Source organism: Naasia sp., assembly GCF_025465545.1.
Classification (GTDB): domain Bacteria; phylum Actinomycetota; class Actinomycetes; order Actinomycetales; family Microbacteriaceae; genus Naasia.
In genome coordinates, this window is the sequence record NZ_JAODMK010000024.1 from 59,258 (window position 1) to 84,311 (window position 25,054).

A 25,054-nucleotide genomic window follows, 5' to 3' on the forward strand; every position below is an offset into this window, starting at 1 on the left:
GCAAGGAGGAGAATGGGAGCCATGGAGAGCGAAGAGTCCGCCCTGTCCGCCCCTGACCTCCAGGCCCCCGGGGCGTCGCCGGCGGACGAGGCGCCGCGCGCGACCCCCAACCGCGCCGCCCCCTGGCCGGAGTCGTTCGGCGCGTACATCGGCACCGGCTGGGCGGACCGCGTGCGGGTGACTCCCCCGACCCGGGACCAGGCTCCCTACGCCGCGGAGCGCCGGCGGCGGCTGTCGGCCGCCTACCCCGGAGTCCGCCTCGTCGTGCGTGCCGGCAGCCGGAAGGTGCGCTCCAACGACACCGACTTCCCGTTCCGTCCCGACTCCGCCTTCTCCTGGCTCACGGGCTGGGGCGCGGACGCCGAGCCGGACTCCGTGCTGGTGCTCGAGCCGGCCGGCGACGGGCACCTCTCCACCCTCTACTTCCGCCCGGCGGCCGGCCGTGACTCGGACGAGTTCTACGCGAACCCCGAGGTCGGCGAGTTCTGGATCGGTCCTCGGCCTTCGCTTGAGCAGGTCTCCGCGGAGCTGGGCGTGGCCACTGCCCCCCTCGCCGAGCTGGAGTCGGCGGACGGCGAGCTGGACGCGGACAAGGACGAGGACCTGGCCCGCACCCTGAGCGAGTATCGGCTGGTGAAGGACGAGTACGAGATCGGCCAGATGCGGGAGGCCATCGCCGCCACCGCCCTCGGCTTCGAGGACGTGATCGCCGACCTGCCGCGCATCCAGCAGCACGTGCGCGGCGAGCGGCTCGTCGAGGGCGTCTTCTACACGCGGGCTCGCGCCGACGGGAACTACGTCGGCTACGACACCATCGCCGCGTCGGGCCCGCACGCCTGCATCCTGCACTGGACCCGCAACGACGGGCCGGTGGTGCCGGGCGACCTGATGCTGATGGACGCCGGAGTCGAGCTGCCGAGCCTGTACACGGCGGACATCACCCGCACCCTGCCGATCGACGGCCGCTTCACGCCTACCCAGCGACTCGTCTATGAGGCCGTCCGCGAGGCGGCCGACGCGGCGTTCGCCGTGGCCCGGCCGGGCGTCCGCTTCCTCGACATGCACGACGCGGCGATGGCCGTCATCGCGCGCAAGACGGCCGAGTGGGGCCTCCTGCCGGTGTCGGCGGAGGAGGCGATGGAGCCCGAGAACCAGCAGCACCGCCGCTACATGGTCCACGGCACGAGCCACCACCTGGGGATCGACGTGCACGACTGCGCGAAGGCGCGTCGTGAGCTCTACCGCGAGGGGCTGCTCGAGCCGGGCATGGTCTTCACGATCGAGCCGGGCCTCTACTTCCAGCCGGACGACCTGACGGTGCCCGAGGAGTTCCGCGGCATCGGCGTGCGGATCGAGGACGACGTGCTCGTCACCGAGGACGGCGTGGAGAACCTCTCCGCCGCCATCCCGCGCACCGCGGACGAGGTCGAGGAGTGGATCCGCCGCATCGTCGGCTGACCCGGAGGTCGGGTCGCCCTGGGGGAAAGCGCGAACCCGCAGGTCGACGGAGGGGAGACCGCCCGCCGCGAAGTCAGAAGCGCTCAGAGGGCGGCGGGGGGCGTCCGCTCGTCGGGCACTTCGGCGATGGGCAGCGCCTCGCCCTCGTTGAGCAGGGCTCGCGCCCGTGCCGCAGTGGAGGGCTCCACCACCAGGGCATAGCTCGAGGCGACGACCGCCCGGGTCGACGTGAAGTCCCGGATGCGGCGGGTGAAGGCGTAGCTGGCGAGTGCGAAGAGCATGCCGAAGCCGGCGCCGATGAGCGCGGCGGCGAGCGCGACCCCGAGCACGTTCGGGCTCGTCGGGGAGAACAGCAGCAGCACGACGCCGAAGAAGACGCCCAGCCAGAGGCCGGACAGCGCACCGGCACCCGCGGCTCGGCCGTAGGTGAGGCGACCGGTCACATGCTCGACGCTCTTGAGGTCGTTGCCGACGATCGCGACGTCGCGCACGGTGAAGTCGACCTTGACGAGCTTGTCGATCGCCTGCTGCGCCTCGGCGTAGGTCTCGTAGCTCGCCACGATCTCTCCGCGCGGCAGGGTGGGCTCGCTCGGGCGGCGACCGGAGAACGGGGAGGGACTGGTCATGCCCTCCATTCTGGCGGATCCGCCTGCCGACGCGGCGGCCCGCTCGGCATCCTCCCCGGCACTGCATGGCTCAGCAGTAGATTTGGTGCCGTGAGTGCGAGCAGGGTCTTCGTCGCCCGTCTGGTGGGCTGCACGGTCTTCGACCCCCAGGGCGACCGCGTCGGCAAGGTGCGCGACGTCCTGGTCGTCTACCGACGGTCCGATCCGCCGCGCGTGGTGGGCCTCGTCGTCGAGATCCCCGGCAAGCGCCGCGTGTTCGTCTCCATCGGCCGGGTCACCAGCATCGGCTCCGGCCAGATCATCACGACCGGGCTCATCAACGTGCGCCGGTTCGAGCAGCGTGCCAGCGAGGTGCGGGTGATCGCCGAGATGCTCGGCCGCCGGGTGGTGCTCGCGGACGGCTCGGGCGAGGCGACGATCGAGGACGTCGCGATCGAGGAGGTCGGCGTGGGCGAGTGGGAGGTCGGTCAGCTCTTCGTGCGGAAGCCGAAGACCAGCCCCAGTCCGTTCGCCAAGGGGCCGACCCTGTTCGTGGCGTGGGACGCGGTCAGCGAGCGCGCGACCAAGGGACAGAGCCAGTCGGCCACCCAGCTCATCGCGAGCTACTCGGATCTCAAGCCGGCGGACCTCGCCAGCACGATGCTCGACCTGCCCGAGCAGCGCATGCTCGAGGTGGCGCAGGAGCTGCCCGACGAGCGCCTCGCCGACGTGCTCGAGGAGATGCCCGAGAACGAGCAGGTGAACATCCTCGCCGGCCTCAGCGACGATCGTGCCGCCGACGTGCTGGACGCGATGCAGCCCGACGACGCCGCCGACCTGGTCGCCCAGCTGCCCGGCGACCGCGGCGAGGCGCTCCTCGGGCTGATGCAGCCGGAGGAGGCCGACGACGTGCGCCGCCTGCTCGAGTACGAGCCGGACACCGCAGGAGGCCTGATGACGCCGGAGCCGATCATCCTGTCCGCCGACGCGACCGTGGCGGAGGGGCTCGCGCTGATCCGCCGGCACGAGCTCGCGCCCGCCCTGGGTGCCGCGGTCTGCATCACCCTCCCGCCGTACGAGCCGCCGACCGGCCGATTCCTCGGCATGGTGCACTTCCAGCGGATGCTCCGCTACCCGCCGCACGAGCGGCTCGGCACGCTCCTCGACCAGGGACTGGAGCCGGTGCACGCCGACACGTCCGCGGCCGAGGTCTCCCGCATCCTCGCCAGCTACAACCTGGTGAGCGTTCCCGTCGTCGACGCCAACTCGCGCCTGGTGGGCGTCGTCACGATCGACGACGTGCTCGACCATCTGCTCCCCGACGACTGGCGCAATCCGGAGTCCACCCGCGCCCACAAGACGCGGGCGGCCGCCGTGCGCCGGGGCGATGCCCCCTCCCCCATGACGCGCGGCAGGAGGTGGCGCAATGGCGCGGCCGACTGAGCAGCATCGCGGCCGAGAGCCGCGACTGGATGCCCCGAAGGGCATGCGCACGTCGGTCCTGCCGCTGCGCAACCGCACCAGCAGGGACCGCTTCGGCCGGTTCACCGAATTCGTGGCCCGCGCGATGGGCACCCCGGGCTTCCTGTTCGGGCTGACCCTGTTCGTGGTGGCCTGGATCGTCTTCAACAGCGCCGCCCCCGAGCGGCTGCGCTTCGACTCCGCCGCCATCGGCTTCACGGCGCTGACGCTGATCCTGTCCCTGCAGGCCTCCTACGCCGCCCCGCTGATCCTGCTCGCACAGAACCGCCAGGACGACCGCGACCGGGTCCAGTTCGAGCAGGACCGTCAGCGCGCCGAGCGGAACCTCGCCGACACCGAGTACCTCGCCCGCGAGGTGGTCGCCCTCCGGCTGCTCGTGCGCGACATGGCGTCGAAGGACTTCATCCGCAGCGAGCTGCGCGCCCTGCTCGAAGAGCTGGAGAAGCGCGACGACGCCGACGAGGGCCGCGCGGGAAGCCCCGGAACGCGGTCGGCGTGACGGTTCTCCCGCCTGAGGCGCTCGTCGCGGACCAGGTCTCCCTCAATCTGCTGCAGGTCATCGATCCGGAGATCCGCAAGCCGATCCCCGAGCTCGACATGGTCGACGGGGTCAGCGTCGACGCCGACGGCCATGCCACGGTCGGCCTCAAGCTGACGATCGTCGGCTGCCCGGCCGCCGACCGCATCGAGCAGGACGTGCGCAGGGCGGTCCTCGGCACCCCCGGCGTCACCTCGGTCGACGTGCTGCTCAGTGTGATGACGCCCGAGCAGCGGCACGCCCTCACCCTCAAGCTCCGCGGGCCTCGGGCGCGTGGCGCCCAGTTCGGCCGGGACTCGCTCACCCGGGTGATCGCGGTCACGAGCGGCAAGGGCGGCGTGGGCAAGAGCACCCTGACCGCGAACCTCGGCGTCGCCCTGGCCGCCCGCGGGCTCGCCGTCGGCATCGTGGATGTGGACGTGCACGGCTTCTCGATCCCCGGCCTGCTCGGGATCCCGGCCGATGCGACGCCGACCCGGGTGGACCAGATGATGCTGCCGCCGGTCGCCTACGGGGTGAAGGCCATCTCGATCGGGATGTTCCTCACCCCCGAGCAGCGCGGGCAGGCGGTGGCCTGGCGCGGGCCCATGCTGCACCGCACGGTCGCACAGTTCCTCACCGACGTGTTCTTCGGCGAGCTCGACGTGCTGCTGCTCGACCTGCCGCCGGGCACCGGGGACGTCGCCATCTCGGTGGGTCAGCTGCTGCCGCACGCCGAGGTCCTCGTCGTCACGACGCCGCAGCAGGCAGCCGCCGAAGTGGCCGAGCGCTCCGGGATCCTCGCCCGGCAGACCGGTCAGCGGGTCGTCGGCGTGATCGAGAACATGGCCGGCCTCGCCCAGCCCGACGGCACGGTGCTGGAGCTGTTCGGCAGCGGCGGCGGAGCGGAGACGGCCGCCCGACTGTCGGCCGGCCAGAGTGAGCCGGTGCCGCTGCTCGGCTCGGTGCCCCTCAGCGTGGGCCTGCGGGCGGGCGGCGACGCCGGAGTCCCGATCGTGCTGTCGGCCCCGGCGGATCCGGCGGCGGCGGCGATCCTCGCCATCGCCGACCGGCTGACCACCCGCACGACCAGCCTGGTGGGGCGCAGCCTTCCCGTCACTCCGCGCTGAGCGCGGGTCCGGACGACGCTGCCGGCCGAGCGCTCAGGCGACGCGGCTCGGGACGGGGCGATAGCCGTCCCTCAGGGCGACGACCACGGCGGAGATTGCGCCGACCCCCGCGAGGATGCCGAGTGCAACAAGAAGCAGAAGAGCCGCGGACACGAGATTCCCTTTTCCCGGCCGGTGCTTCCGGCTCGATGGATCCAGGCAATCGCACGAAGGTCGTTTAGCACAAGCGAATGGTTCTCCACCTATTGTGTAGCAGAACTGAATGATTCTAGGATCTCGGGGTGGATGTCCGCCGGCTCGAGCTGCTGCGCGAGCTCGGTGAGCGGGGAAGCGTGATCGCGGTCGCCCGCGCCACGCATCGCACCCCCTCGGCCGTGTCGCAGCAGCTCAAGGTCCTGGAGCGGGAGATCGGCTTCCCGCTGACCGAGCGTCGCGGGCGCGGCATCGCCCTGACCGACGCAGGCAAGGCCCTCGCGCGGACCGCGACCGACATCGCCGTCGCGCTGCAGCGGGCGGAGGCGGTGTGGAACGAGTTCGTCGTGGCGCCCGCGGGCGAGGTGACGCTGGCCACCTTCCCCACCGCCGGCCAGATGCTCCTCCCCGGACTGCTGCGGGAGGTCGGCGCGCATCCCGGACTCACTCTCGTGGCGAGCGACCGGGACCCCTCCGTGCCCGGCTTCGCGGCGCTCACCAACGACTTCGACGTCGTGCTCGGCCACTCGCCCAACGGGGTCCGCTCGTGGCGGGGCTCCGGCCTCGCACTCGAGGAGCTGATGGTCGAGCCGCTCGACGTGGCGCTCCCGCCCGATCATCCGCTCGCCGCTCGGGGCACCCTCGAACCGGCCGACCTGGTCGGCGAGACCTGGATCGGCGTGCCCGTCGACTTCCCCTTCCAGCAGGTGCTCACCGAGATCGAGCGCATCACGGGCGAGCCACCGCTGGTCGCGCAGCGCTTCAGCGACACCCGCATCATCGAGTCGCTGGTCGCGTCCGGCGCCGGGGTCGCGATCCTGCCCCGCTACACCGCGGGGTCCTCGGTCGCGCGGGTCGCCATCCGCCCGCTCGTCGGGATCTCGGCCGAGCGGCACATCTGCACGCTCATGCGGCCGGAGAATGCGGAGCGGCCGTCGGTGCGCCTGGTTCAGGACATCCTGCGGCGGGAGGCGGCGAGGATCGGCAGCAGCTAGCCACGGCGGCGCGCTCGTCTCTGCGCATCAGGGCGCCCGGGTCAGGTGGCCTCGGCGTCGAACGGCGCCGCCGTCGCACCGGCCTGCCCGGCGACGTCACCGGGCGGCAGGCCAGATGTGCGCGTGGGGCGTGCGGGACGCACGACGGGAGCAGGCGTGTCCTCGACCAGCGCCTCGCGGATGATGCGGCGCGGGTCGTACTGGCGCGGATCCAGCTTCTTCCAGTCCACCTCGTCGAACTCGGGCCCCATCTCGTCACGCATCCGCTCCTTCGCCCCGTCGGCGAGGTTCTTCAGCGAGCGGACGAGCTTGGCGAGCTGCGACGCGTAGTGCGGAAGCCGGTCCGGGCCCAGCAGCAGCACGGCGAGCACGCCGATGAGCAGCAGCTTCTCGAAGGTCAGCCCGAACACGTGAACACCCTAACGCCGCTCGGCCGCACGTCCGCTGGAGGACGACGTGCTGCGTCCCGGCACCGCCGACAACCGGCAATAGGCTGGACCGGTTATGTCTGAGAAGGAAGCGAACTGGAAGTTCGCGGACGACTACGTGTCGGAATCCGCCCCCATCGCGCTCGCCCGCCAGAACTCGCTCGAGCTCGGCATCGCGGCCGTGTCCCCGGCGGTCGGCGCGCAGCTCGCAGTGCTCGCCTCCGCGGTCAAGGCACGCACGATCGTGGAGATCGGGACAGGCGCCGGGGTGTCCGGGCTGTGGCTCCTGGCCGGCTCCCCGAAGGCCACGCTGACCTCCATCGACAGCGAGCCTGACCACCAGGCGGCCGCGCGCCAGGCATTCGCCGAGGCGGGCGTGAGCATGGGCAGGCTCCGGCTCATCTCCGGGCGGGCGCTCGAGGTGCTCCCCCGGATGAACGAGGAGTCCTACGACCTGGTGCTGGTGGACGCCGACCCCGGCTGCGTCATCGAATACGTGGAGCACGGCCTGCGGCTCGTACGCCCGGGCGGGATGGTGCTCGTGGCCAACGCGCTCTGGAACGGATCGGTGGCGAACCCGGCGCGGCGGGATTCCGTGGCGACGGCCTTCCGCACGCTGCTCGAGGAGATCGGCTCCTCGACTGCGGTGCTCAGCACGCTGTCGCCGGCCGGCGGCGGGCTGCTGCAGCTCGTCCGCCTCTGACCCGGCGCGATCGTCGGGCTGCCGCCGACGAGGCCGGACGCTCCTCCCCGGGTACAGCTGTAGGCGGCGACTCAGTCATCGAGTCACCGCCTACAGCAAGGAGGAGTGCCGGTCAGGCCCCGACGACGGCACCCAATGCGGAGTGCAGTTCGCGGGCCTCGGCGTCGTTGACGGAGACGACGAGACGACCTCCACCTTCGAGCGGAACCCGCACGATGATGAGTCGGCCCTCCTTGACGGCCTCCATCGGCCCGTCCCCGGTCCTCGGCTTCATTGCGGCCATGGAGCTTCCCCTTTCGAAAGGCAGGTCTCCATTATCCCGTAGCACGCCGACAACCGCCAAAACACTGGCGAGGAAGCGCTTCCACGGCCTGGCCTACGGCACCGACCAGTAGGAGGACACCGGACCCCAGGTGGCCCAGAGCCAGGCGAACTGGAGCACGAGGGAGAGGAGGATCACGCCGATCCGGTACGTCGTCGAGCGGGGCTGGGCGAGCACGCCGGCGAGGGGGAACATGGGAATCAGCAGCCGGAAGGTGCTCGACTGGGGAAAGAAGACCGCGAGCAGGTAGAGCCCGTAGCTGGCCAGCCAGAGCCGCAGCTCGATGCCCAGCCGCCGCACCCCACGGGTGAGGAGCAGGGCCGTGAAGGCGACGATCACCAGAACGACCGCCGAGATGCCGATCGGAGTGCCGAACCACGTGCTTGCGGCCTGGAACCAGGGGGCGAACGGCACCAGGTGCTGGTAGCCGAGCACGGGCGCGCGCCAGGCGAGCTCGGTGTCGGTATAGGCGGACGGATTCCCCGTCACGATCCAGGCGATGCCCGACCAGGCGAGGCCCATCAGGCCGCTGAAGACGGCGACACCGGCGGTGAGCACCCGCTCGCGCACCGGGAACGGGTCCTTGTCCCGGGTGAGGAAGCGGAAGATCCAGTACAGCCCGAGCGCCAGGGCGAACGCGAGCCCGGTGGGGCGGGTGAGGGCCATCACCGCGACGACCGGGAAGAGCCACACCCAGCGCCGCCGCAGCATCAGGTACAGCGACAGGATGAGCAGCAGCGTGCTCATCGACTCCGCGTAGGCCATCTGGAAGATGAACGACAGCGGGGACACCGAGAACAGCACGACGGCGAAGAACGAGGTGTCCTCGTCGAGCCGGAGGCGGAAGAGCCGGTAGAGCAGGAGCGCCGCGGCGAAGCCGCAGGCGAGCGACACCACGAAGGCGGCGACCGGCCACCATGCGCCGGTCATCCAGGCCAGGCCGGCGACCACGTAGGGGTACACCGGCATGAACGCCCACTGGTTCTCCGCAACGTGCCCGGCGACATCGAGCGGCAGCGTCGACGGATAGCCGACCGCGGCGATGTACCAGTACCAGTAGCCGTCCCAGAGAGCGGTGTAGGAGAAGAAGTCAGGATGCGCTCCCGCGCGGGACTGCGGGGTGAGCTGCGTGGCCGTGAGGGCGAGCACGATGGTGGTCAGCAGGCGCGCGCCTGCGTAGACGAGGGTGATGCGCAGCCACCACGGCACCCGGTGCCACCAGATCGGCGCAGGGGACTCCGCCGCGACCGGCGCCGCAGTCCCCCGCGTCAGCGAGTCGAGCCTGTCAGCCACGACCGCAATCCTCGCTCGCAGTCGACGATCTGCTGCAGCGACACCCGCTCATCGTCGGCATGCGCCTTCAGCGGATCGCCCGGGCCGAAGTTGACGGCGGGGATGCCGAGCCGCGAGAAGCGGGCGACATCCGTCCAGCCGTACTTGGGCACCGGCGTGCCGCCGACGGCGGCCACGAACTCCTGCGCGATGGGCGCCTCGAGTCCGGGGCGCGCTCCCTCCGCCAGATCGACGATCTCGATCTCGTGCTCCCCGAACAGTTCGGTGATGTGGGCGATCGCCTCGTCGCCGCTGCGGCTGGGGGCGAAGCGGTAGTTGATGTGCACCATGCACTCGTCGGGGATCACGTTGCCCGCGATCCCCCCGGTGATGCCGACCGCGCTGAGGCCCTCACGGTAGACGAGCCCGTCCACCTCCACGCTCCGCGCCTCGTATGCGGCGAGGGTGTCGAGGATGGGCGCGGCCTTGTGGATCGCATTGTCGCCCACCCAGGAGCGGGCGGAGTGCGCACGGAGGCCCCGGGTGCGGATCTCGGCGCGCAGGTTGCCGTTGCAGCCGCCCTCGATCTGGGAGCGGGTGGGTTCGCCGAGGATCGCGAAGTCGCCGGTGAGCAGGTCCGGGTGCGACTGGGAGAGCCGGTTGAGGCCGTTCTTCGCCTCCGACACCTCCTCGTGGTCGTACCAGATCCAGGTGAGGTCGACGATCGGATCGGTGAGCTCAGCGGCGAGCTTCAGCTGCACCGCGACCCCCGCCTTCATGTCGACGGTGCCACGGCCCCAGAGGTAGTCGACGCCGTCTATCGTCTCGAAGCGGGTCGGCAGGTTGTCGTTGATCGGCACGGTGTCGATGTGCCCGGCGATCACCACCCGTTGTGCGCGGCCGAGAGCGGTGCGGGCGACGATCGTGTCGCCGTGCCGCGACACCGTGAGGTGGGCGAGGCCCGAGACGGTCTCCTCGATCAGGTCGGCGAGCGGCCCCTCGCGGTCGGAGACGGAGTCGATGTCGCAGAGCAACCGCGTCAGTTCGACCGAGGAGACGGTGAGATCGAGCGGCGGCATGAAGTCCACCCTATCCAGGGCTTCCGGTGCGCTCGCTCCCTTGCGCCCTCCGGGTTCGTCTGATGATCCCCGACGCTCTCGGTAGCCTGGGGGCATGTCGAAGGAAGCGCGCCTGGCCTGGGGATACGGTCTCGCCACAGTGGCCGGCGACGGCACGGTGCTCGACACCTGGTTTCCGGAGCCGCATCTCGGCTCGTTCCCCGCCGGCCGGGACCGCTGGATCGCCCCGGCGGAGCTCGAGGCGCACGCCGGCCTCGATTCGCGGCGCGACGTCCGCATCGACACCGTCACGGTGGACATCGACCTCGACCGTCCTGCCGGCGGGACGAGCGACGCCTACCTGCGCCTGCACCTGCTGTCCCACCTGCTGGTGCGCCCGAACACGATCAACCTGGACGGGATCTTCGCCCACCTCCCCAACGTGGCATGGACCAACGCCGGGCCGATGCATCCCGACGCGGCGGCGCGGCTCCGCCGATCGCTGCAGCGGGCCGGCATCCAGGTGCAGGGGATCGACAAGTTCCCGCGCCTCACCGACTACGTGTCCCCGCCCCGCGTGCGGATCGCCGACGCCGCCCGCGTGCGCCTCGGCGCCCATCTGGCCCCCGGCACGGTCGTGATGCACGAGGGGTTCGTCAACTTCAACGCCGGCACCCTCGGCACCTCCATGGTGGAGGGCCGCATCTCCCAAGGCGTCGTGGTGGGCGACGGCTCCGATGTGGGCGGCGGCGCCTCGATCATGGGCACCCTCTCCGGAGGCGGCAAGGATCGCGTCTCGATCGGCGAGCGCGCGCTGCTCGGCGCCAACTCGGGGATCGGCATCTCGATCGGCGACGACTCGGTGGTGGAGGCGGGGCTGTACGTCACGGCGGGCACCAAGGTGCTGCTGCCCGACCCGGCGGACGGCGCCGAGCCGCGCATCGTGAAGGCCCGCGAGCTCTCGGGAGTGCCGAACCTGCTGTTCCGCCGCAACTCCCTCACCGGAGCGGTGGAGGCGGTCCCCCGCTCGGGCCAGGGCATCGAGCTGAACAGCGCCCTCCACCTCTGAGCGCCGCGCGTCGGTGATCGAGGAGCGCGCACGCAGGTCGGGAGACCACGACTCGCCGCTCGGGCGAAGCCACCGCCACCGGGGTCAGCGGGCAGCGGCCGAGTGAGCAACCAGCTCGCACATCAGATCGACCGCCTCGCGCTGCGGGAGTCCCTGCTCGCGGCTCAGCGATCGCCACGTGCCGAACGCGATGGCGTGCCCGATCGCCGCGCGCGTTCGGCGCGTAGCGCTGCCACGGCCGGCCATCAGGACGTCCCGCGTCGCGGTCAGGTAGGCGAGGAACGGTGAGAAGTGTTCGCGGACGACGTCCGTGACATCGAAATCGCGGATGAGGTTGGCCAGCATGGCCTCTCCGCCCTCGTAGTAGACGTAGAGCTCCGTGAGCGCGCGGCGCAGGCGCTCGTCGGGGTTCTCGATCGCTACCCAGGCAGTGTGATCGGGCACGGGATGGTCAACCGCCCAGTGGCGTGAGCACGCGACGAACAGCGCGCCCTCGTCCGGGAAATGACGGTAGAGGGTCGAGCGCCGGACGCCCGCATGCTCGGCGACCGCACTCATGGACGTCTTGGCCGGGCCGATGCTGCCGTGCAGCGCCACCGCACTCTCAGTGATGCGCCGGCGGGTGTCGTCCTGCTGCTCCGCCCGGGCTTTCATCCGGTAGGGACGCTTTTCGTCGGTCATATGCGTCCCGCGAAAGCTTGACACATCGAGATGCCCTCCGTTAGTTTGGCGGGACACAACCGTCTCGCGAAAGGGAATATTACCATGAGCGTCATCACCACGACCATCGTCCGGCCCACGGGCGGCGTCACCGGTTTCCTGGGCAGCATGGGCGTCCGATTCATGATCGATGGGAGTGAGGCGCAGGAGCGCTTCGCGCTCGTCGAGCACTTGCTGTCGTCCCACGCGCTGGCAGCGCCGCTGCACCGCCATACCAGGGAGGACGAGTACAGCTTCATCCTCGCGGGGCGCATGGGTGCTCTGCTCGGCGACGACGTGGTCGAGGCGGGCCCTGGCGATCTGGTCCACAAGCCCCGAGACCAATGGCACACGTTCTGGAACGCGGGCGACGAGCCCTGCCGACTCCTCGAGATCATCTCCCCCGCGGGCTTCGAGCGGTTCTTCGCGGAGCTCGTCGCGATGGGCGGCTCGCTCAGGGCGGACCCCGCTGAGCTTGGCGCGCTCAGTGAGCGCTACGGACTCGAGATGATGCCCGAGAGCGTCCCTGAGCTGATGCAGCGCTTCGGCGTCGTCCTCGGGGACGACCTCTACTAGCGCACGGCGCAAGGGCAGTCCGCCCGCACGGACCTTCAAGCGGCACCGTCCAGCCGCCGCTCGCCTCCCAGCGTCAGGTCTTCGAGGGTGGTCGGCGCGCCCGGCCGCTCGCCCCTGACGCACCGAGCGCGCCCCGAGACGCCGAGCGCGCCCTGGCCATGAGTCGCGCTCGTCGTTTCAGGTAGCGCTGGGTGGAGAAGCCGCCGGCCCCGGGTCAGCGGGAGAGGTGGCGCTCCGGCGGGCCAACGTAGAGCTGCTGGGGGCGGCCGATCTTGGTGGCCGGATCGTCGTTCATCTCACGCCAGTGGGCGATCCAGCCCGGCAGGCGGCCGATCGCGAAGAGCACGGTGAACATGCGGGACGGGAAGCCCATCGCCTTGTAGATCACGCCCGTGTAGAAGTCCACGTTCGGGTAGAGCTTGCGTTGGATGAAGTAGTCGTCGGCGAGCGCGATCTGCTCCAGCTCGCGAGCGAGGTCGAGCAGCTCGTCCTGCACCCCGAGTGCCTCGAGCACCTCGTCGGCGCTCTCCTTGACGAGCTTGGCGCGCGGGTCGTAGCTCTTGTAGACGCGGTGGCCGAAGCCCATCAGCCGCACGCCCTCCTCCTTCTTCTTCACCCGCTCCACGAACTTGGCGACGCCCTCGCCGGAATCGCGGATCTGGGCGAGCATCTTGAGCACCGCCTCGTTCGCCCCGCCGTGCAGGGGTCCGTAGAGCGCGTTGATGCCCGCCGACACGGACGCGAACAGGTTCGCCTCGGTGGAGCCGACCAGGCGGACGGTGGAGGTGGACGCGTTCTGCTCGTGGTCCTCGTGCAGGATGAGCAGCCGGTCGAGCGCCTTCGACACCACGGGGTTCACCTCGTACTCCTCCGCCATGTTGCCGAAGTTGAGGCGGAGGAAGTTGTCGACGAAGCTCAGCGAGTTGTCGGGATAGAGGAAGGCCTGGCCGAGGCTCTTCTTGTGGGCGTAGGCCGCGATCACCGGCAGCTTGGCCAGGAGCCGGATGGTGGAGATCTCCACCTGCTCCGGGTCATGCACGCTCAGCGAGTCCTCGTAATAGGTGGAGAGCGCGGACACGGCACTGGAGAGGAGCGACATCGGGTGCGCGGTGTGCGGCAGCGCCGCGAAGAAGCGCTTGAGGTCCTCGTGCAGCAGCGTGTGCCTGCGCAGCTTCTCGTCGAACTCCTCGAGCTCGGACTTGCTCGGCAGCTCGCCGTAGATGAGGAGCCAGGCCACCTCGAGGTAGGTCGAGGAGGTGGCGAGCTCCTCGATCGGATAGCCGCGGTAGCGCAGGATGCCCTGCTCGCCGTCGATGAAGGTGATGGCGGAGCGGGTGGAGGCGGTGTTGACGAAGCCCTGGTCGAGAGAGGTGAACCCCGTCTGCCGGGTGAGGCTCGACATGTCGATGCTGGAGGGGCCGTCCACGCTGCGCAGGATCGGGAAGTCGGAGCTTCCGCCGGGGAAGCTCAGGCGGACGCTGTCTGTTTCGCCGGTGCTGCCGTTCTCGCCCACGTGCGTCTCCTCGGTGGTCGTCGGGAAGGGGTTCGGCGGCGGCGCTCGTGGCCCCGGACGCTCCGATACAGCCTAGGCGCTGGCAGGTTGAGCCGTGGCATCGGCCGGAACGGCCCCGACCGCCCGTGATCAGGCGTTCTCGTCCTGCGGGGGGAGCATGCTCACCACCGGGTGATCCTTGTGGATCACGCCGACCTTGGCGGCGCCGCCCGGAGAGCCGATGTCGTCGAAGAACTCGACATTGGCCTTGTAGTAGTCGGCCCACTTGTCGGGCAGGTCGTCCTCGTAATAGATCGCCTCGACGGGGCAGACGGGCTCGCAGGCGCCACAGTCCACGCACTCATCGGGGTGGATGTAGAGCATCCGGTCGCCCTCGTAGATGCAGTCGACGGGGCACTCGTCGATGCAGGCGCGGTCCTTGAGGTCGACGCAGGGCAACGCGATGACGTAGGTCACTGGATGATTCCTCTCCCCCGCCAGTATCCCATCAGCGGTTCCGGGCTCCCGAACCGCGAAGCCTCAGGGTGCGGGGCCAGGCGAGGATCACCGCGCAGACGAGGGTCGGCACGATGGTCCAGGCGAAGCCGGTCGGATTGGCGGGCAGCAGGGCCGATCCACTCGGTCCGGGGAGGGCGAGCACAGCCACTGCGACGACGGCGCCGAGCGCGGCGAGCGCGGCGTGCAGCCGGGAATCGAGGGCGATGCGCAGCCCCGCGACGAGGCAGGCGACGGCGAGGACCGCCGCGATGAGCCCCACTGGCAGGACGGCCGCCCCCGTCGACCAGGTCGCCTGATGGGCGAACGTGCCGATGGTGCCGGTCCCGACACCGAGGACGAGCGAGGACAGCACGCCCGCGATCCGCACGCCGAGGGACGGAGGAACCTCGTCGGTGCGCGAACGGGCGGAGGTCGGAAGCACGCCGCAGTCTAGCCCGGCGTCCCTGTGCGACCCCGCTCCAGGTGGCCTCGTCTCGCCGCCGCGCCTGGACAGCCCACCCGAGGGATGGGTAGGGTCGAAGTAAGGCAAGCCTTACCGAAGTAGGCCCGCTCATCCAGGAGAAGTGACCCCCGTTGCTCGCGAACTATCTGATCGGCCTGCGTGAAGGCCTCGAGGCCGGACTCGTCGTCGGCATCCTCGTCGCCTACGTGCGCAAGCTCGGCCGCGCCGACCTGCTGCCCCGGCTGTGGCTGGGAATCGCCGCCGCCGTCATCGTCTCACTCGGGACCGGCGCGATCCTCACCTGGGGGCCCTACGGACTGAGCTTCCAAGCCCAGGAGCTGCTCGGCGGCGGGCTCTCCGCGATCGCGGTCGCCTTCGTGACCTGGATGATCTTCTGGATGGCGCAGCACGGCCGCTCCCTCAAGGGCGAGCTGCAGACGCGCCTCGACGCCGCCATCGCGGGCGCCGGTCTCGGCGTCGTCCTGGTCGGCACCCTCAGCGTCGGCCGCGAAGGAGTGGAGACAGCCCTGTTCGTCTGGGCCGCGGTCAGCTCATCGGGCAGCGCCGTGGGGGGCACCATCGCGGCGATCGGGGGGATCGTCAGCGCGGCCGGCCTCTCCTGGCTGGTCTACCGCGGTTTCGTCCGCATCAACCTGTCGCGCTTCTTCACCTGGACCGGCCTCTTCCTCGTCGTGGTCGCCGCCGGCGTGCTCTCCTACGCCATCGGCGACCTCCAGGAAGCGGGGGCGATCCCCGGCCATGGAGTGATCGCATTCAGCATGGCGGCGGTCGTGCCCCCCTCCTCCTGGTACGGCATGCTCCTCGCCGGCGTCTTCAACTTCACGGCCGAGCCCACCTGGGCCCAGGTGACCGCGTGGGGCCTCTACCTCGCGGTGGTCGCACCGCTCTTCCTCGGCAGGCTGCACGAGCGTCGTCCGGCCGCAGCCCCCCGCTCGCTTCCCGATCCGGCGTCCTCCCCCGCCTGACCTCCTGCCGTCCACCGGCGGCCTCCGACAGGATCTCCCATGCTCCCTCGCGTCCTTCTCGTCTGCGCCGCAGCCACGCTCAGCGCCGCAGCCCTCACCGGCTGCGTCGCGAACGGCTCGGCTGCGGATGCCATCCACGTCGCGATAGCGGACAGCACCTGTGCGCCGGCCGTCGACTCGGCTCCCGCGGGCACCGTCACCTTCGAACTGGAGAACTCGGGCACCGACGTGAACGAGTTCTACATCCTCGCCGAGGACAAGAAGCGGATCGTCGGCGAGCAGGAGAACCTGACGCCGGGTCAGCAGGTCTCCTTCGTGGCGGAGCTGGAGAAGGGCACCTACTTCACGGCATGCAAGTTCCAGCAGTCCGGGCCTGCCGTGGGGCTCGCCGAGTTCACGGTCACCGACTGAGGGCTCGAGGCACGCCTCTCAGGACCCGCTGGACTCGTTCGGCGTCACGGTGTAGTTGGCGACCCAGCCGTGGCTGCCGTCCTCGGTGAGCACGACCACCACGCCGTAGCTGTCGCTCGCGAAGGCGGCCCCACCCGCAGCGGTGGCATCGGACCCGCCGAGCAGCTCGAAGCCGGCGTCCTCCAGCTGGGAGCGGATGTCCTCGCCCGCCTGGGCGTCCGGCACGCGCACGGTCACGTTGAAGGCCTTGCCGGCGGCATCGCCCACGGCGATCCCGTAGACCACCTCGCCGTCGTAGAGCGGCACTTCCGAGGGAAATCCCTTCGGGACGCTTCCGCCGCCCAAGTCGACGTTGCCGCCGGTCGCCTTCTCGATGAGGCTCTCGATCGGATTGCCGCCGCATGCGGCGAGCGATGGCGCCAGCGCGAGGGCGACGAGGAGCGCGAGGGCACCGCGGCGGAACGAGCGCGAAGGGGACGGCATAGCGCAGAGCCTGCCACGTGAGCGGGTGCGCCGCATCGAGGCGCGCGCCCCACTCGGGGACCTCAGCCCGCGGCGGCGCTCGCGATCTGGATCAGGTTGCCGCAGGTGTCGTCGAGCACAGCCGTCCAGACCGGGCCCGTCTGCCTCGGCTCCTGGAGGAACCGCACGCCGAGTGCGGTGAGCCGGTCATGCTCCGCCCGCACGTCGTCGACGCCGAAGCTCGTGAACGGGATGCCGTCCGCCATCAGGGCCGCCCGGAACGGGGCGACCGCGGGATGGTCGCTGGGCTCGAGCAGGAGCTCGACGCCGTCCTCGGCTTCCGCCGAGACGACGGTCAGCCACCGGTACTCCCCCAGCGGCACATCGTTCTTCGCCACGAAGCCGAGCGTTTCCGTGTAGAACTCGAGCGCCTTCTGCTGGTCGTCCACGAACACGCTGGTGACGGTGATCCTCATTGCGCCGATCCTCCTCGACGTCCCTCGCGAGGACAAGAGCAGGAGGCGCAGGACGCGCTAGGCGTTCTGCTTCTTGAGGCGCGAGGTGGCGCGGGCACGTGCGGAGTGATCGAGCTCCACCTTGCGGATCCGCACGAACTCCGGAGTCACCTCGACGCACTCGTCCTCACGGGCGAACTCGAGCGCCTCCTCGAGCGTGAGCTTGCGCGACGGCGTCATCCGCTCGAAGTTGTCCGCAGTCGACTGACGCATGTTGGTCAGCTGCTTCTCCTTCGTGATGTTCACGTCCATGTCGTCGGCGCGCGAGTTCTCGCCCACGACCATGCCCTCGTAGACCTCCTGCGTGGGCTCGACGAAGAACGACATCCGCTCCTGCAGGTTCACGATCGCGAACGGGGTGACGACGCCGGAGCGATCGGCCACGATGGAGCCGTTCGTGCGGGTCGTGATCTCGCCCGCCCACGGCTCGTAGCCGTGCGAGATGGCGTTCGCGATTCCGGTGCCCCGGGTGCTCGTGAGGAACTCGGTGCGGAAGCCGATGAGGCCGCGCGAGGGAACGACGAACTCCATCCGCACCCAGCCGGTGCCGTGGTTGCTCATGCTCTCCATGCGGCCCTTGCGGGCGGCGAGGAGCTGCGTGATCGCGCCGAGGAACTCCTCGGGGGCGTCGATCGTGAGGTGCTCGAACGGCTCGTGGATCTTGCCCTCGATCCGGCGCGTGACCACCTGAGGCTTGCCGACCGTCAGCTCGTAGCCTTCGCGGCGCATCTGCTCGACGAGGATCGCGAGCGCGAGCTCGCCGCGACCCTGGATCTCCCAGGCGTCGGGACGGCCGATGTCGACGAGCTTGATCGACACGTTGCCGACCAGCTCGCGGTCGAGACGGTCCTTCACCATGCGGGCGGTGAGCTTGTGGCCCTTGACCTTGCCGACGAGGGGCGACGTGTTGGTGCCGATCGTCATCGAGATCGCGGGGTCGTCCACCGTGATGGTCGGCAGGGGGCGCACGTCGTCGGCGTCGGCGATCGTCTCGCCGATCGTGATCTCCGGGATGCCTGCGATCGCGACGATGTCGCCGGGGCCGGCCGACTCGACCGGGAAGCGGGTGAGCGCACGGGTCATCAGCAGCTCGGTGAGCTTGACGGTCTGCACACTGCCGTCGTGCTTGACCCAGGCCACCTGCTGGCCCTTGCGGAGCGTGCCGTGGAAGACGCGGAGCAGGGCAAGGCGACCGAGGAAGGGCGACGCGTCGAGGTTGGTGACGTGCGCCTGGAGCGGGTGCTCGTCGTCGTGCACGGGCGCCGGGATGTGCTTGAGGATCGCCTCGAACAGCGGCTCGAGGTCGTCGTTGTCGGGCAACTCGCCGTTCGCAGGCCGGTTGTCGCTCGCGGCACCGTTGCGACCGGACGCGTAGACGGTCGGCACGTCGAGGATCGCGTCGAGGTCGAGGTCCGGGTGCTCGTCAGCCATGTCGCTGGCGAGGCCGAGGAGCAGGTCCTGGCTCTCCGCGACCACGTCGTCGATGCGCGCGTCGGGACGGTCGGTCTTGTTGACCAGAAGGATGACGGGCAGCTTGGCCTCGAGCGCCTTGCGCAGCACGAAGCGGGTCTGCGGCAGCGGGCCCTCGCTCGCGTCGACGAGCAGCACCACGCCGTCCACCATGGACAGGCCGCGCTCCACCTCGCCGCCGAAGTCCGCGTGCCCGGGGGTGTCGATCACGTTGATCGTGATCGGGCCGCCGCTGCCGTGCTCGGCGGCGTGCTTGCCGTTGTAGAGGATCGCCGTGTTCTTGGCGAGAATCGTGATGCCCTTCTCACGCTCCAGGTCGTTCGAGTCCATCATCCGGTCCTCGCCCTCGAAGTGGGCGTCGAACGAGTTCGTCTGCCGAAGCATGGCGTCGACGAGTGTCGTCTTGCCGTGGTCGACGTGGGCGACGATCGCGACATTGCGCAGATCTGAGCGCGCGGTTGACGCCATGGAGAACATCCTTGTGAGAGAGAGGGCCAGGTTCCGGCCGAAAAAAGGGGCTGAAGGGCGCGAGCGGCGCCCCAGCAGTCACTCAGTCTAACGCACGAGCCCCTCGGACCCTTCCGAGCCCGCGATTCGCCGTGAGCGGACAGGCGCGACGGGTCGGCCTCCACCTCTCGCTCAGCAGGCAGATCTACCTCCAGCAGGCAGAAATCGGCGAATGGGGCCGGTGAAGGAAGAAATGCCTGCTGAGGGAGAGGAAGAGGGGACGGAGCTGGGGGGTCAGATGCCGAGCTGGATGCCCGCTCCCGGGATCGCGTCGAGGAGGTCGCGGGTGTACTGCTCCTGCGGGGAGTCGAACACCTCGTCGGTCGTCGCGGCCTCGACGATCTTGCCCGTCTGCATGACCGCCACCCTGTCGGCGATCACCCGGACGACGGCGAGGTCGTGGGTGATGAAGAGGTAGGTCAGGCCGAGCTCGCCCTGCAGGTCGGCGAGCAGCCGCAGGATCTGCGCCTGCACGAGCACGTCCAAAGCGGAGACCGCCTCGTCGAGCACCACGATGTCGGGCTTGAGCGCGAGCGCACGGGCGATCGCGACGCGCTGCCGCTGACCGCCGGACAGCTCGTTCGGGTAGCGCCCGGCGATGACGCGCGGCAGCGACACCTGGTCGAGGAGCTCGAACACGCGCTCACGCCGGCTCGTGCGATCGCCCACATGGTGCACCTTGAGCGGCTCCGCGATCGTGTTGCCGATGTTGTTGAGCGGATCGAGCGACCCGTACGGATCCTGGAACACCGGCTGCATCGCCCGGCGCAGCGACAGGAGATCCTTGCGGCGGGACAGCGAGTCGACCCGCTTGCCCTGCACCGTGATGGTGCCGCTCGTCGGGTCCTCCAGCTTGAGCAGCAGCTTGGCGACGGTCGACTTGCCCGACCCGGACTCGCCGACGAGGGCCATCGTGGTGCCCTTGTTGATCGTGAACGACACGTCGTCGACGGCAGCGAACTCGGTCTGCTTGAGGCCGCCGCTGCGGATCTTGAACACCTTGGTGAGGTTCTCCACCACGATCGCGGCCTCGGTGCTCGCCGCGAGCTGCTCGACGCGGACCTCGGCGGCGGACACCAGGTCGAACTCGCCGGCCGCCGACTCCGCGACCTGGATCGAGCCGAGGCTCTTGCTGCTCGACTGGATGCGCCGCGAGGCGAGGCTCGGCGCCGCGGCGATCAGCCGCTGCGTGTAGGGGTGCAGCGGGTTCTGCAGGAGCTCGAGCGACGGACCGGACTCCACGATCTTGCCCTTGTACATCACGATGAGCTTCTCGGCCCGCTCCGCGGCGAGCCCCAGGTCGTGCGTGATGAACAGCAGCGCCGTGCCCTCGTTCTGGGTGAGGGACTCGAGGTGGTCGAGGATCCGGCGCTGCACGGTCACGTCGAGTGCCGAGGTCGGCTCGTCCGCGATCAGCAGCTGAGGGTTCGACGCCAGGCCGAGGCCGATGAGCACCCGCTGGCGCATGCCTCCCGAGAACTGGTGCGGGAACTGCTTCATCCGCTTGTCGGCGTCGGCGAGGCCGGCCTGCTGGAGGACCTCGACGGCCTTCGCGCGCACGGCGCGCCGGCCCTTGGCGAGCCCGTTGGCCCGGATCGTCTCCTCCACCTGGAAGCCGACGCTCCACACCGGGTTGAGGTTCGACATCGGGTCCTGCGGAACGAAGCCGATGCGCTTGCCGCGCACGTCCTCGAGCTCGTGACGGTGGGCGGTGGCCAGGTCGCGGCCCTCGAGCAGCACCTGCCCGCCGAGGATCTCGCCGGTGCCGGGCAGGAGGCGGATGATCGCCGCCGCCGTCGTCGACTTTCCGGAGCCCGACTCCCCCACGATCGCGACGGTCTCGCCGCGGTCGATGGTGAAGCTGACCCCGTTCAGCGCGGGGACGACCCCGTTCTGAGTGCGGAAGCCGACCACGAGGTCCTTGACTTCGAGGAGGTGTCCGGCCGGCGAGTAGCCGGGAGCTGAGGATGCGGCCACGCTCATCGGAGCGCCCTCGCCTTCGGGTCGAGTGCGTCGCGGAGTGCCTCGCCGAGCAGGATGAAGCTCAGCACGGTGAGGGACAGCGCGATCGACGGGTAGATGAGGATCTGCGGATCCGTGCGGAGGTCCTTCTGCGCCTGGCTGATGTCGTTGCCCCAGGACATCACCCTCGAGCCCGGCAGGCCGACGCCCAGGAAGGACAGGGTCGCCTCGGCGGTGATCGCCGCCGCGAGCGAGAGCGTGGTGATCACGAGCACGGGCGCGATCGAGTTGGGCAGCACGTGCCGGAACAGGATCTGCATGCGCGACAGTCCGGTGGCGGTGGCGGCCATCACGAAGTCGGAGTTCTTGACCCGCAGAACCTCCGAGCGCAGCACCCGGGCTGTCGAGGGCCAGGCGAAGATGCCGATCGCGGCGGCGATCACGAGGATGTTCCGCTGCTCGGAGAAGACCGACATGATGACGACGGCCGCGAGGATGTAGGGGATCGAGAAGAAGATGTCGCCCGCGCGGGAGAGCACCGTGTCGAGGAAGCCGCCGAAGAAGCCGGCCAGCGCGCCGAAGACGACGCCCACCGTCGTGGTCAGGATCACCACGAGGATGCCCACCGACAGCGAGGTCGAGGTGCCGTGGATGATCCGCGAGTAGATGTCGCAGCCCTGCTTGTTGTAGCCCAACAGGTGCCCCGCGGACGGCCCGTCCTTGCTGTTGCCGAGATCGCAGCGGGTGGGGTCGACCTGGGTGAAGAGCCCTGGGAACAGCGCGACGAAGATCACGAACACGATGAGCACGCTGGAGATCCAGAACATGGGGCGGTGCCGCAGGTCCCGCCAGCCGTCGATCCAGAGGTTGCTGGGCTTCTCGTCCAGCTTGACCTGGTCGACGCTCGCGACCGGCGTCTCCTCGATGTCGGCCACGAAGTGGGCCGCGGACCGGGTGCGCTCGGGGGTCGGACGGTCACTTGACATAGCGGATCCTCGGATCGAGTACGGCGTAGAGGAGGTCGATCAGGATGTTGACCACGAGGTAGAGCAGCACCATGACGGTCACGAACGAGACGACGGTGGGCCGCTCGCCCCGGATGATCGCCTGGTAGAGCGTGTTCCCGACGCCGGGGACGTTGAAGATGCCCTCGGTGACCGTCGCGCCGACGATGAGCAGGCCGAAGTCGGCTCCGAACTGGGTGGTCACCGGGATCAGCGAGTTGCGCAGGATGTGCACCGGCACGACGCGACTGCGCGAGAGCCCCTTGCTGTAGGCGGTGCGGACGAAGTCGGCGCTGGAGGTCTCGATGACCGAGGACCTCGTGAGCCGGATGGCGGTGGCCACCACGAAGAGCGCAAGGACGATGGCGGGCAGCAGCAGCCGGTTGAAGTCCGCGTTGGCTCCGACCGTCGGACTGAACCAGCCGAGCTGCACCGCGAAGAAGAACTGGCCGACGAAGCAGAGCACGAAGATCGGCACCGAGATGAGCAGGAGGCTCACGACCAGGGCGCTCGCGTCGAAGATGCCTCCCTTGCGGAGGCCGCTGATGAGGCCGACCGACAGCGCCAGGACGATCTCGATGACGATCGCGATGCCGGCGAGCCGGAGCGTCACCGGAAAGGTGCGGCCCAGGATGTCGTTGACCGACTGGCCGGAGAACGAGATGCCGAAGTCGCCGCGGAAGATGTTGCCGAGGTAGTTCAGGTACTGGATGAAGAACGGCTCGTTGAACTTGTACTGCTCCTCCAGGCGAGCGAGCAGCGCCGGGTTCGGGGTCCGCTCGCCGAAGAGGGCGAGGATCGGGTTCCCCGGCATGGCGAAGACCATGAAGTAGATGAGGAAGGTCGTGCCGAGGAGCACGGGGATGGCCTGGAGCAGCCGGCGGAGGATGTAGAACGCCATCCGTCAGGCCCTGTATTCGCCGCTGAGCATGGGTAAGAAGATACCTCTGGATCTCTTGGTCAAAGGGGTGGGGCGACAGCTCGCGCTGCCGCCCCACCGGTGGAGCAGTGTGCTTCGACTACGCGGTCTTGGTGATCGCGTAGTAGAGCGGCACGGAGTGCCAGTCGAACTCGACGTTGTCCACGCTCTCGCCGTAACCGCCGGTCACGTTCGAGTACCACAGCGGGATCGCGGGGAGGTCCTGAAGGAGGATCTCCTGCGCCTGCTGGAACTTCGCTTTCGCCTCCTCCGGGTCCGAGGTCGCGGCGCCTTCGCTCAGCAGCTTGTCGAACTCGGGGTTCGAGTAGTCGCCGTCGTTCGAGGATGCGTTGGTCGCATAGATCGGACCGAGGAAGTTGAACAGGCCGGGGTAGTCGGCCTGCCAACCGGTGCGGAACGCGCTCGAGATCTCGCGCTTGCCGTCCTTGTTCTTCGAGATCAGCGTGCGCTGCTCAGCGAAGGTGGGGTACGGGTTGCCCTCCGCGTCGATGCCCAGCGTGTTCTTGATGCTGTTCGCGACCGCGTCGACCCAGCCCTGGTGGCCGCCGTCGGAGTTGTAGGAGATCTGGAAGGTGCCGGACCACGGCGAGATCGCGTCGGCCTCGGCCCACAGCTTCTTCGCCTCGTCCGGGTTGTAGGCCAGAACCTCGGCGCCCGTCAGAGTGTCCGACCATCCGCCGATGGTGGGCGACGTGAAGTCGCTCGCCGGCGTGCGGGTGCCCTCGAAGATCACGTCGGTGATCTCCTGGCGGTTGATCGCCATCGACAGCGCCTGGCGGCGCAGCTTGCCCTCGTCGCCCTGGAAGTGCTGGAAGGCATCCTTCTTGGTGAAGTTGGTGAGATCGGACGGGATCGTGAAGGACTGGAAGACGGCGGCCGGCTGGTTGATGGCCCGGTCACCGAGGTCGGCCTCGAACGTGGAGTAGTTCGCGTCCGGGATGGCGTCCAGCACGTCGAGGTTGCCCGAGAGCAGATCCGCGTAGGCAGCGTCCTGAGTCGCGTAGAACACGATCGAGAGACCGCCGTTCTGGGGCGTGCGTCCACCCTTGTAGTCCGGGTTCACGGCGAGATCGATCTTGACGTTGTGCTGCCAGGCGCCGTCCCCGTCGAGCATGTAGGGACCGTTGCCGATCGGGTTCTCACCGAAGGTGTCCACCACCTTGCCGTCCGCGTCGAACGCGGAGGCGGGCAGCGGGTAGAACGCCGAGTAGCCGAGGCGCAGTGGGAAGTCCGAGCGCGCCTCCTTGAGCTTCACGGTGAAGGTGGTGTCGTCCACCTTCTGGAGACCCGTGAGCTGGGTGTCCTCGTCGTAGCTGAAGCCCTCGATGTCCTCGAAGAAGTACGAGTTGAGCTGCGCGTTGCTGAGCAGCGCTCCAAAGTTCCACGCGTTGATGAAGGAGTCTGCGTCGACCGGCTCACCGTTGGTGAAGGTGTTGCCGGGCTTGATCTTGATCGTGAAGGTCTGCGAGTCGGTGGTGTCGATCGACTCCGCCAGATCGTTGACCGGGGTTCCGTCTGCCTCGTAGTACACGAGTCCCGCGAAGATGGCGTCGAGGATCTTGCCGCCGCCGGTCTCATTCGTGTTGGTCGGCACCAGCGGGTTCTGCGGCTCTCCGCCGTTGGCTGTGATCACGGCACTCGCGGCGGCAGGCGCCGAGGCGTTTCCGCCACCACCGCTCCCGCTTGCGCAACCGGCGAGCACGAGCACGCTGGCCGTTGCCAGGGCGATCGACCCCACGCCGAGTCGTCTGAAATTCACTCTTCCTCCAGGGGTGTGCAGACAAAAGCGCCACGGAAGCAAGGAGTCCCCGCGGCGCTGGGATATCAGTACCCTAAGT

26 protein-coding genes are annotated in these 25,054 nt (G+C 69.5%); 10 read left to right on the forward strand and 16 right to left on the reverse strand.

Annotation, left to right across the window (positions count from 1 at the left end; genetic code table 11):
* The first annotated feature begins 21 nt into the window (after window positions 1-21).
* On the forward strand, window positions 22-1,458 hold the full coding sequence (locus JWR33_RS08035; protein WP_297410872.1) for an aminopeptidase P family protein: 1,437 nt from the start codon (window positions 22-24) through the stop codon (window positions 1,456-1,458).
* Between the two features lie 83 nt (window positions 1,459-1,541).
* Here JWR33_RS08035 and JWR33_RS08040 read toward each other — a convergent pair whose 3' ends face one another.
* The gene (locus tag JWR33_RS08040; protein ID WP_297410874.1) at window positions 1,542-2,084 is read right to left on the reverse strand and encodes a general stress protein; all 543 of its coding nucleotides are present in this window, start codon (window positions 2,082-2,084) and stop codon (window positions 1,542-1,544) included.
* A gap of 90 nt (window positions 2,085-2,174) precedes the next feature.
* Here JWR33_RS08040 and JWR33_RS08045 point away from each other — a divergent pair, with 90 nt between their 5' ends.
* The 4 genes from JWR33_RS08045 (at window position 2,175) to JWR33_RS08060 (ending at window position 6,379) form a co-directional block, all read left to right on the forward strand.
* Entirely contained in the window at window positions 2,175-3,506 is a 1,332-nt protein-coding gene (locus JWR33_RS08045) for a CBS domain-containing protein (RefSeq protein ID WP_297410876.1), read from the forward strand.
* The gene (locus tag JWR33_RS08050; protein WP_297410878.1) at window positions 3,490-4,044 is read left to right on the forward strand and encodes a DUF1003 domain-containing protein; all 555 of its coding nucleotides are present in this window, start codon (window positions 3,490-3,492) and stop codon (window positions 4,042-4,044) included. The genes JWR33_RS08045 and JWR33_RS08050 overlap by 17 nt, the downstream gene beginning before the upstream one ends.
* Window positions 4,041-5,192, forward strand: coding sequence for a P-loop NTPase (locus JWR33_RS08055; RefSeq protein WP_297410880.1), 1,152 nt, complete (start codon window positions 4,041-4,043; stop codon window positions 5,190-5,192). Before JWR33_RS08050 ends, JWR33_RS08055 begins: the two co-directional genes overlap by 4 nt.
* Window positions 5,193-5,473: 281 nt before the next feature.
* On the forward strand, window positions 5,474-6,379 hold the full coding sequence (locus JWR33_RS08060; protein ID WP_297410882.1) for a LysR family transcriptional regulator: 906 nt from the start codon (window positions 5,474-5,476) through the stop codon (window positions 6,377-6,379).
* Between the two features lie 41 nt (window positions 6,380-6,420).
* Here JWR33_RS08060 and JWR33_RS08065 read toward each other — a convergent pair whose 3' ends face one another.
* Complete coding sequence (locus JWR33_RS08065) at window positions 6,421-6,789, reverse strand: twin-arginine translocase TatA/TatE family subunit (RefSeq protein ID WP_297410884.1); 369 nt, start codon at window positions 6,787-6,789, stop codon at window positions 6,421-6,423.
* Window positions 6,790-6,883: 94 nt separating this feature from the next.
* On the opposite strand from JWR33_RS08065, the gene JWR33_RS08070 reads away from it, so the two are divergent.
* Window positions 6,884-7,510, forward strand: a complete 627-nt coding sequence (locus JWR33_RS08070) for an O-methyltransferase (RefSeq protein WP_297410885.1) — start codon at window positions 6,884-6,886, stop codon at window positions 7,508-7,510.
* 112 nt (window positions 7,511-7,622) lie between these two features.
* On the opposite strand, the gene JWR33_RS08075 is transcribed toward JWR33_RS08070, so the two are convergent.
* The 3 genes from JWR33_RS08075 to dapE form a co-directional block, all read right to left on the reverse strand.
* Entirely contained in the window at window positions 7,623-7,793 is a 171-nt protein-coding gene (locus tag JWR33_RS08075; protein ID WP_297410887.1) for a DUF3117 domain-containing protein, read from the reverse strand.
* A gap of 93 nt (window positions 7,794-7,886) precedes the next feature.
* Window positions 7,887-9,125: a glycosyltransferase family 39 protein gene (locus JWR33_RS08080; protein WP_297410888.1), complete on the reverse strand. Its 1,239-nt coding sequence runs from the start codon at window positions 9,123-9,125 to the stop codon at window positions 7,887-7,889.
* A complete protein-coding gene (gene dapE, locus JWR33_RS08085; protein ID WP_297410890.1) occupies window positions 9,101-10,183 on the reverse strand; it encodes a succinyl-diaminopimelate desuccinylase in 1,083 nt (360 codons plus the stop codon). Before dapE ends, JWR33_RS08080 begins: the two co-directional genes overlap by 25 nt.
* Before the next feature lie 94 nt (window positions 10,184-10,277).
* On the opposite strand from dapE, the gene dapD reads away from it, so the two are divergent.
* The gene (gene dapD, locus JWR33_RS08090; RefSeq protein ID WP_297410891.1) at window positions 10,278-11,231 is read left to right on the forward strand and encodes a 2,3,4,5-tetrahydropyridine-2,6-dicarboxylate N-succinyltransferase; all 954 of its coding nucleotides are present in this window, start codon (window positions 10,278-10,280) and stop codon (window positions 11,229-11,231) included.
* 84 nt (window positions 11,232-11,315) lie between these two features.
* Here the strand turns inward: dapD and JWR33_RS08095 are convergent, their stop codons facing one another.
* Window positions 11,316-11,912 carry a TetR/AcrR family transcriptional regulator gene (locus JWR33_RS08095; RefSeq protein ID WP_297410893.1) on the reverse strand — a complete coding sequence of 199 codons (597 nt, stop codon included), beginning with the start codon at window positions 11,910-11,912 and terminating at the stop codon, window positions 11,316-11,318.
* 84 nt (window positions 11,913-11,996) lie between these two features.
* Here JWR33_RS08095 and JWR33_RS08100 point away from each other — a divergent pair, with 84 nt between their 5' ends.
* On the forward strand, window positions 11,997-12,506 hold the full coding sequence (locus JWR33_RS08100; RefSeq protein WP_297410895.1) for a cupin domain-containing protein: 510 nt from the start codon (window positions 11,997-11,999) through the stop codon (window positions 12,504-12,506).
* Window positions 12,507-12,720: 214 nt separating this feature from the next.
* Here the strand turns inward: JWR33_RS08100 and JWR33_RS08105 are convergent, their stop codons facing one another.
* The 3 genes from JWR33_RS08105 to JWR33_RS08115 form a co-directional block, all read right to left on the reverse strand.
* Window positions 12,721-14,019: a citrate synthase gene (locus JWR33_RS08105; protein ID WP_297410897.1), complete on the reverse strand. Its 1,299-nt coding sequence runs from the start codon at window positions 14,017-14,019 to the stop codon at window positions 12,721-12,723.
* Between the two features lie 129 nt (window positions 14,020-14,148).
* Entirely contained in the window at window positions 14,149-14,475 is a 327-nt protein-coding gene (gene fdxA / locus JWR33_RS08110; RefSeq protein ID WP_297410899.1) for a ferredoxin, read from the reverse strand.
* A gap of 31 nt (window positions 14,476-14,506) precedes the next feature.
* The gene (locus JWR33_RS08115) at window positions 14,507-14,938 is read right to left on the reverse strand and encodes a hypothetical protein (RefSeq protein WP_297410901.1); all 432 of its coding nucleotides are present in this window, start codon (window positions 14,936-14,938) and stop codon (window positions 14,507-14,509) included.
* A gap of 152 nt (window positions 14,939-15,090) precedes the next feature.
* Here JWR33_RS08115 and efeU point away from each other — a divergent pair, with 152 nt between their 5' ends.
* Window positions 15,091-15,945, forward strand: a complete 855-nt coding sequence (gene efeU, locus JWR33_RS08120) for an iron uptake transporter permease EfeU (protein WP_297410903.1) — start codon at window positions 15,091-15,093, stop codon at window positions 15,943-15,945.
* 39 nt (window positions 15,946-15,984) lie between these two features.
* Window positions 15,985-16,356, forward strand: a complete 372-nt coding sequence (locus tag JWR33_RS08125; RefSeq protein WP_297410905.1) for a cupredoxin domain-containing protein — start codon at window positions 15,985-15,987, stop codon at window positions 16,354-16,356.
* A gap of 18 nt (window positions 16,357-16,374) precedes the next feature.
* Here JWR33_RS08125 and JWR33_RS08130 read toward each other — a convergent pair whose 3' ends face one another.
* From JWR33_RS08130 to JWR33_RS08160, 7 genes are all read right to left on the reverse strand, one after another.
* Window positions 16,375-16,839 carry a hypothetical protein gene (locus JWR33_RS08130; protein WP_297410907.1) on the reverse strand — a complete coding sequence of 155 codons (465 nt, stop codon included), beginning with the start codon at window positions 16,837-16,839 and terminating at the stop codon, window positions 16,375-16,377.
* Window positions 16,840-16,901: 62 nt separating this feature from the next.
* Window positions 16,902-17,294: a VOC family protein gene (locus JWR33_RS08135; protein ID WP_297410909.1), complete on the reverse strand. Its 393-nt coding sequence runs from the start codon at window positions 17,292-17,294 to the stop codon at window positions 16,902-16,904.
* A 57-nt stretch (window positions 17,295-17,351) separates the two neighbouring features.
* Complete coding sequence (gene typA / locus JWR33_RS08140; protein WP_297410911.1) at window positions 17,352-19,271, reverse strand: translational GTPase TypA; 1,920 nt, start codon at window positions 19,269-19,271, stop codon at window positions 17,352-17,354.
* 273 nt (window positions 19,272-19,544) lie between these two features.
* Window positions 19,545-21,293 (reverse strand): ABC transporter ATP-binding protein, encoded by a 1,749-nt coding sequence (locus JWR33_RS08145; protein WP_297410913.1) that lies wholly within the window; start codon window positions 21,291-21,293, stop codon window positions 19,545-19,547.
* Window positions 21,290-22,258, reverse strand: coding sequence for an ABC transporter permease (locus JWR33_RS08150; RefSeq protein ID WP_297410914.1), 969 nt, complete (start codon window positions 22,256-22,258; stop codon window positions 21,290-21,292). Before JWR33_RS08150 ends, JWR33_RS08145 begins: the two co-directional genes overlap by 4 nt.
* Window positions 22,248-23,177 (reverse strand): ABC transporter permease, encoded by a 930-nt coding sequence (locus JWR33_RS08155; protein ID WP_297410916.1) that lies wholly within the window; start codon window positions 23,175-23,177, stop codon window positions 22,248-22,250. The genes JWR33_RS08150 and JWR33_RS08155 overlap by 11 nt, the downstream gene beginning before the upstream one ends.
* A 118-nt stretch (window positions 23,178-23,295) precedes the next feature.
* Window positions 23,296-24,975 (reverse strand): ABC transporter substrate-binding protein, encoded by a 1,680-nt coding sequence (locus JWR33_RS08160; protein ID WP_297410918.1) that lies wholly within the window; start codon window positions 24,973-24,975, stop codon window positions 23,296-23,298.
* Window positions 24,976-25,054: the final 79 nt, after the last annotated feature.

What these genes read in the sequence shown, in the direction of transcription:
- JWR33_RS08035 (WP_297410872.1), top strand. Translation starts at nt 22, where the DNA reads ATGGAGAGCGAAGAGTCCGCCCTGTCCGCCCCTGACCTCCAGGCCCCC.
- JWR33_RS08040 (WP_297410874.1), bottom strand. Translation starts at nt 2,084, where the DNA reads ATGACCAGTCCCTCCCCGTTCTCCGGTCGCCGCCCGAGCGAGCCCACC.
- JWR33_RS08050 (WP_297410878.1), top strand. Translation starts at nt 3,490, where the DNA reads ATGGCGCGGCCGACTGAGCAGCATCGCGGCCGAGAGCCGCGACTGGAT.
- JWR33_RS08070 (WP_297410885.1), top strand. Translation starts at nt 6,884, where the DNA reads ATGTCTGAGAAGGAAGCGAACTGGAAGTTCGCGGACGACTACGTGTCG.
- JWR33_RS08075 (WP_297410887.1), bottom strand. Translation starts at nt 7,793, where the DNA reads ATGGCCGCAATGAAGCCGAGGACCGGGGACGGGCCGATGGAGGCCGTC.
- dapE (WP_297410890.1), bottom strand. Translation starts at nt 10,183, where the DNA reads ATGCCGCCGCTCGATCTCACCGTCTCCTCGGTCGAACTGACGCGGTTG.
- dapD (WP_297410891.1), top strand. Translation starts at nt 10,278, where the DNA reads ATGTCGAAGGAAGCGCGCCTGGCCTGGGGATACGGTCTCGCCACAGTG.
- JWR33_RS08095 (WP_297410893.1), bottom strand. Translation starts at nt 11,912, where the DNA reads ATGACCGACGAAAAGCGTCCCTACCGGATGAAAGCCCGGGCGGAGCAG.
- JWR33_RS08100 (WP_297410895.1), top strand. Translation starts at nt 11,997, where the DNA reads ATGAGCGTCATCACCACGACCATCGTCCGGCCCACGGGCGGCGTCACC.
- JWR33_RS08125 (WP_297410905.1), top strand. Translation starts at nt 15,985, where the DNA reads ATGCTCCCTCGCGTCCTTCTCGTCTGCGCCGCAGCCACGCTCAGCGCC.
- JWR33_RS08130 (WP_297410907.1), bottom strand. Translation starts at nt 16,839, where the DNA reads ATGCCGTCCCCTTCGCGCTCGTTCCGCCGCGGTGCCCTCGCGCTCCTC.
- JWR33_RS08135 (WP_297410909.1), bottom strand. Translation starts at nt 17,294, where the DNA reads ATGAGGATCACCGTCACCAGCGTGTTCGTGGACGACCAGCAGAAGGCG.
- typA (WP_297410911.1), bottom strand. Translation starts at nt 19,271, where the DNA reads ATGGCGTCAACCGCGCGCTCAGATCTGCGCAATGTCGCGATCGTCGCC.
- JWR33_RS08145 (WP_297410913.1), bottom strand. Translation starts at nt 21,293, where the DNA reads ATGAGCGTGGCCGCATCCTCAGCTCCCGGCTACTCGCCGGCCGGACAC.
- JWR33_RS08150 (WP_297410914.1), bottom strand. Translation starts at nt 22,258, where the DNA reads ATGTCAAGTGACCGTCCGACCCCCGAGCGCACCCGGTCCGCGGCCCAC.
- JWR33_RS08155 (WP_297410916.1), bottom strand. Translation starts at nt 23,177, where the DNA reads ATGGCGTTCTACATCCTCCGCCGGCTGCTCCAGGCCATCCCCGTGCTC.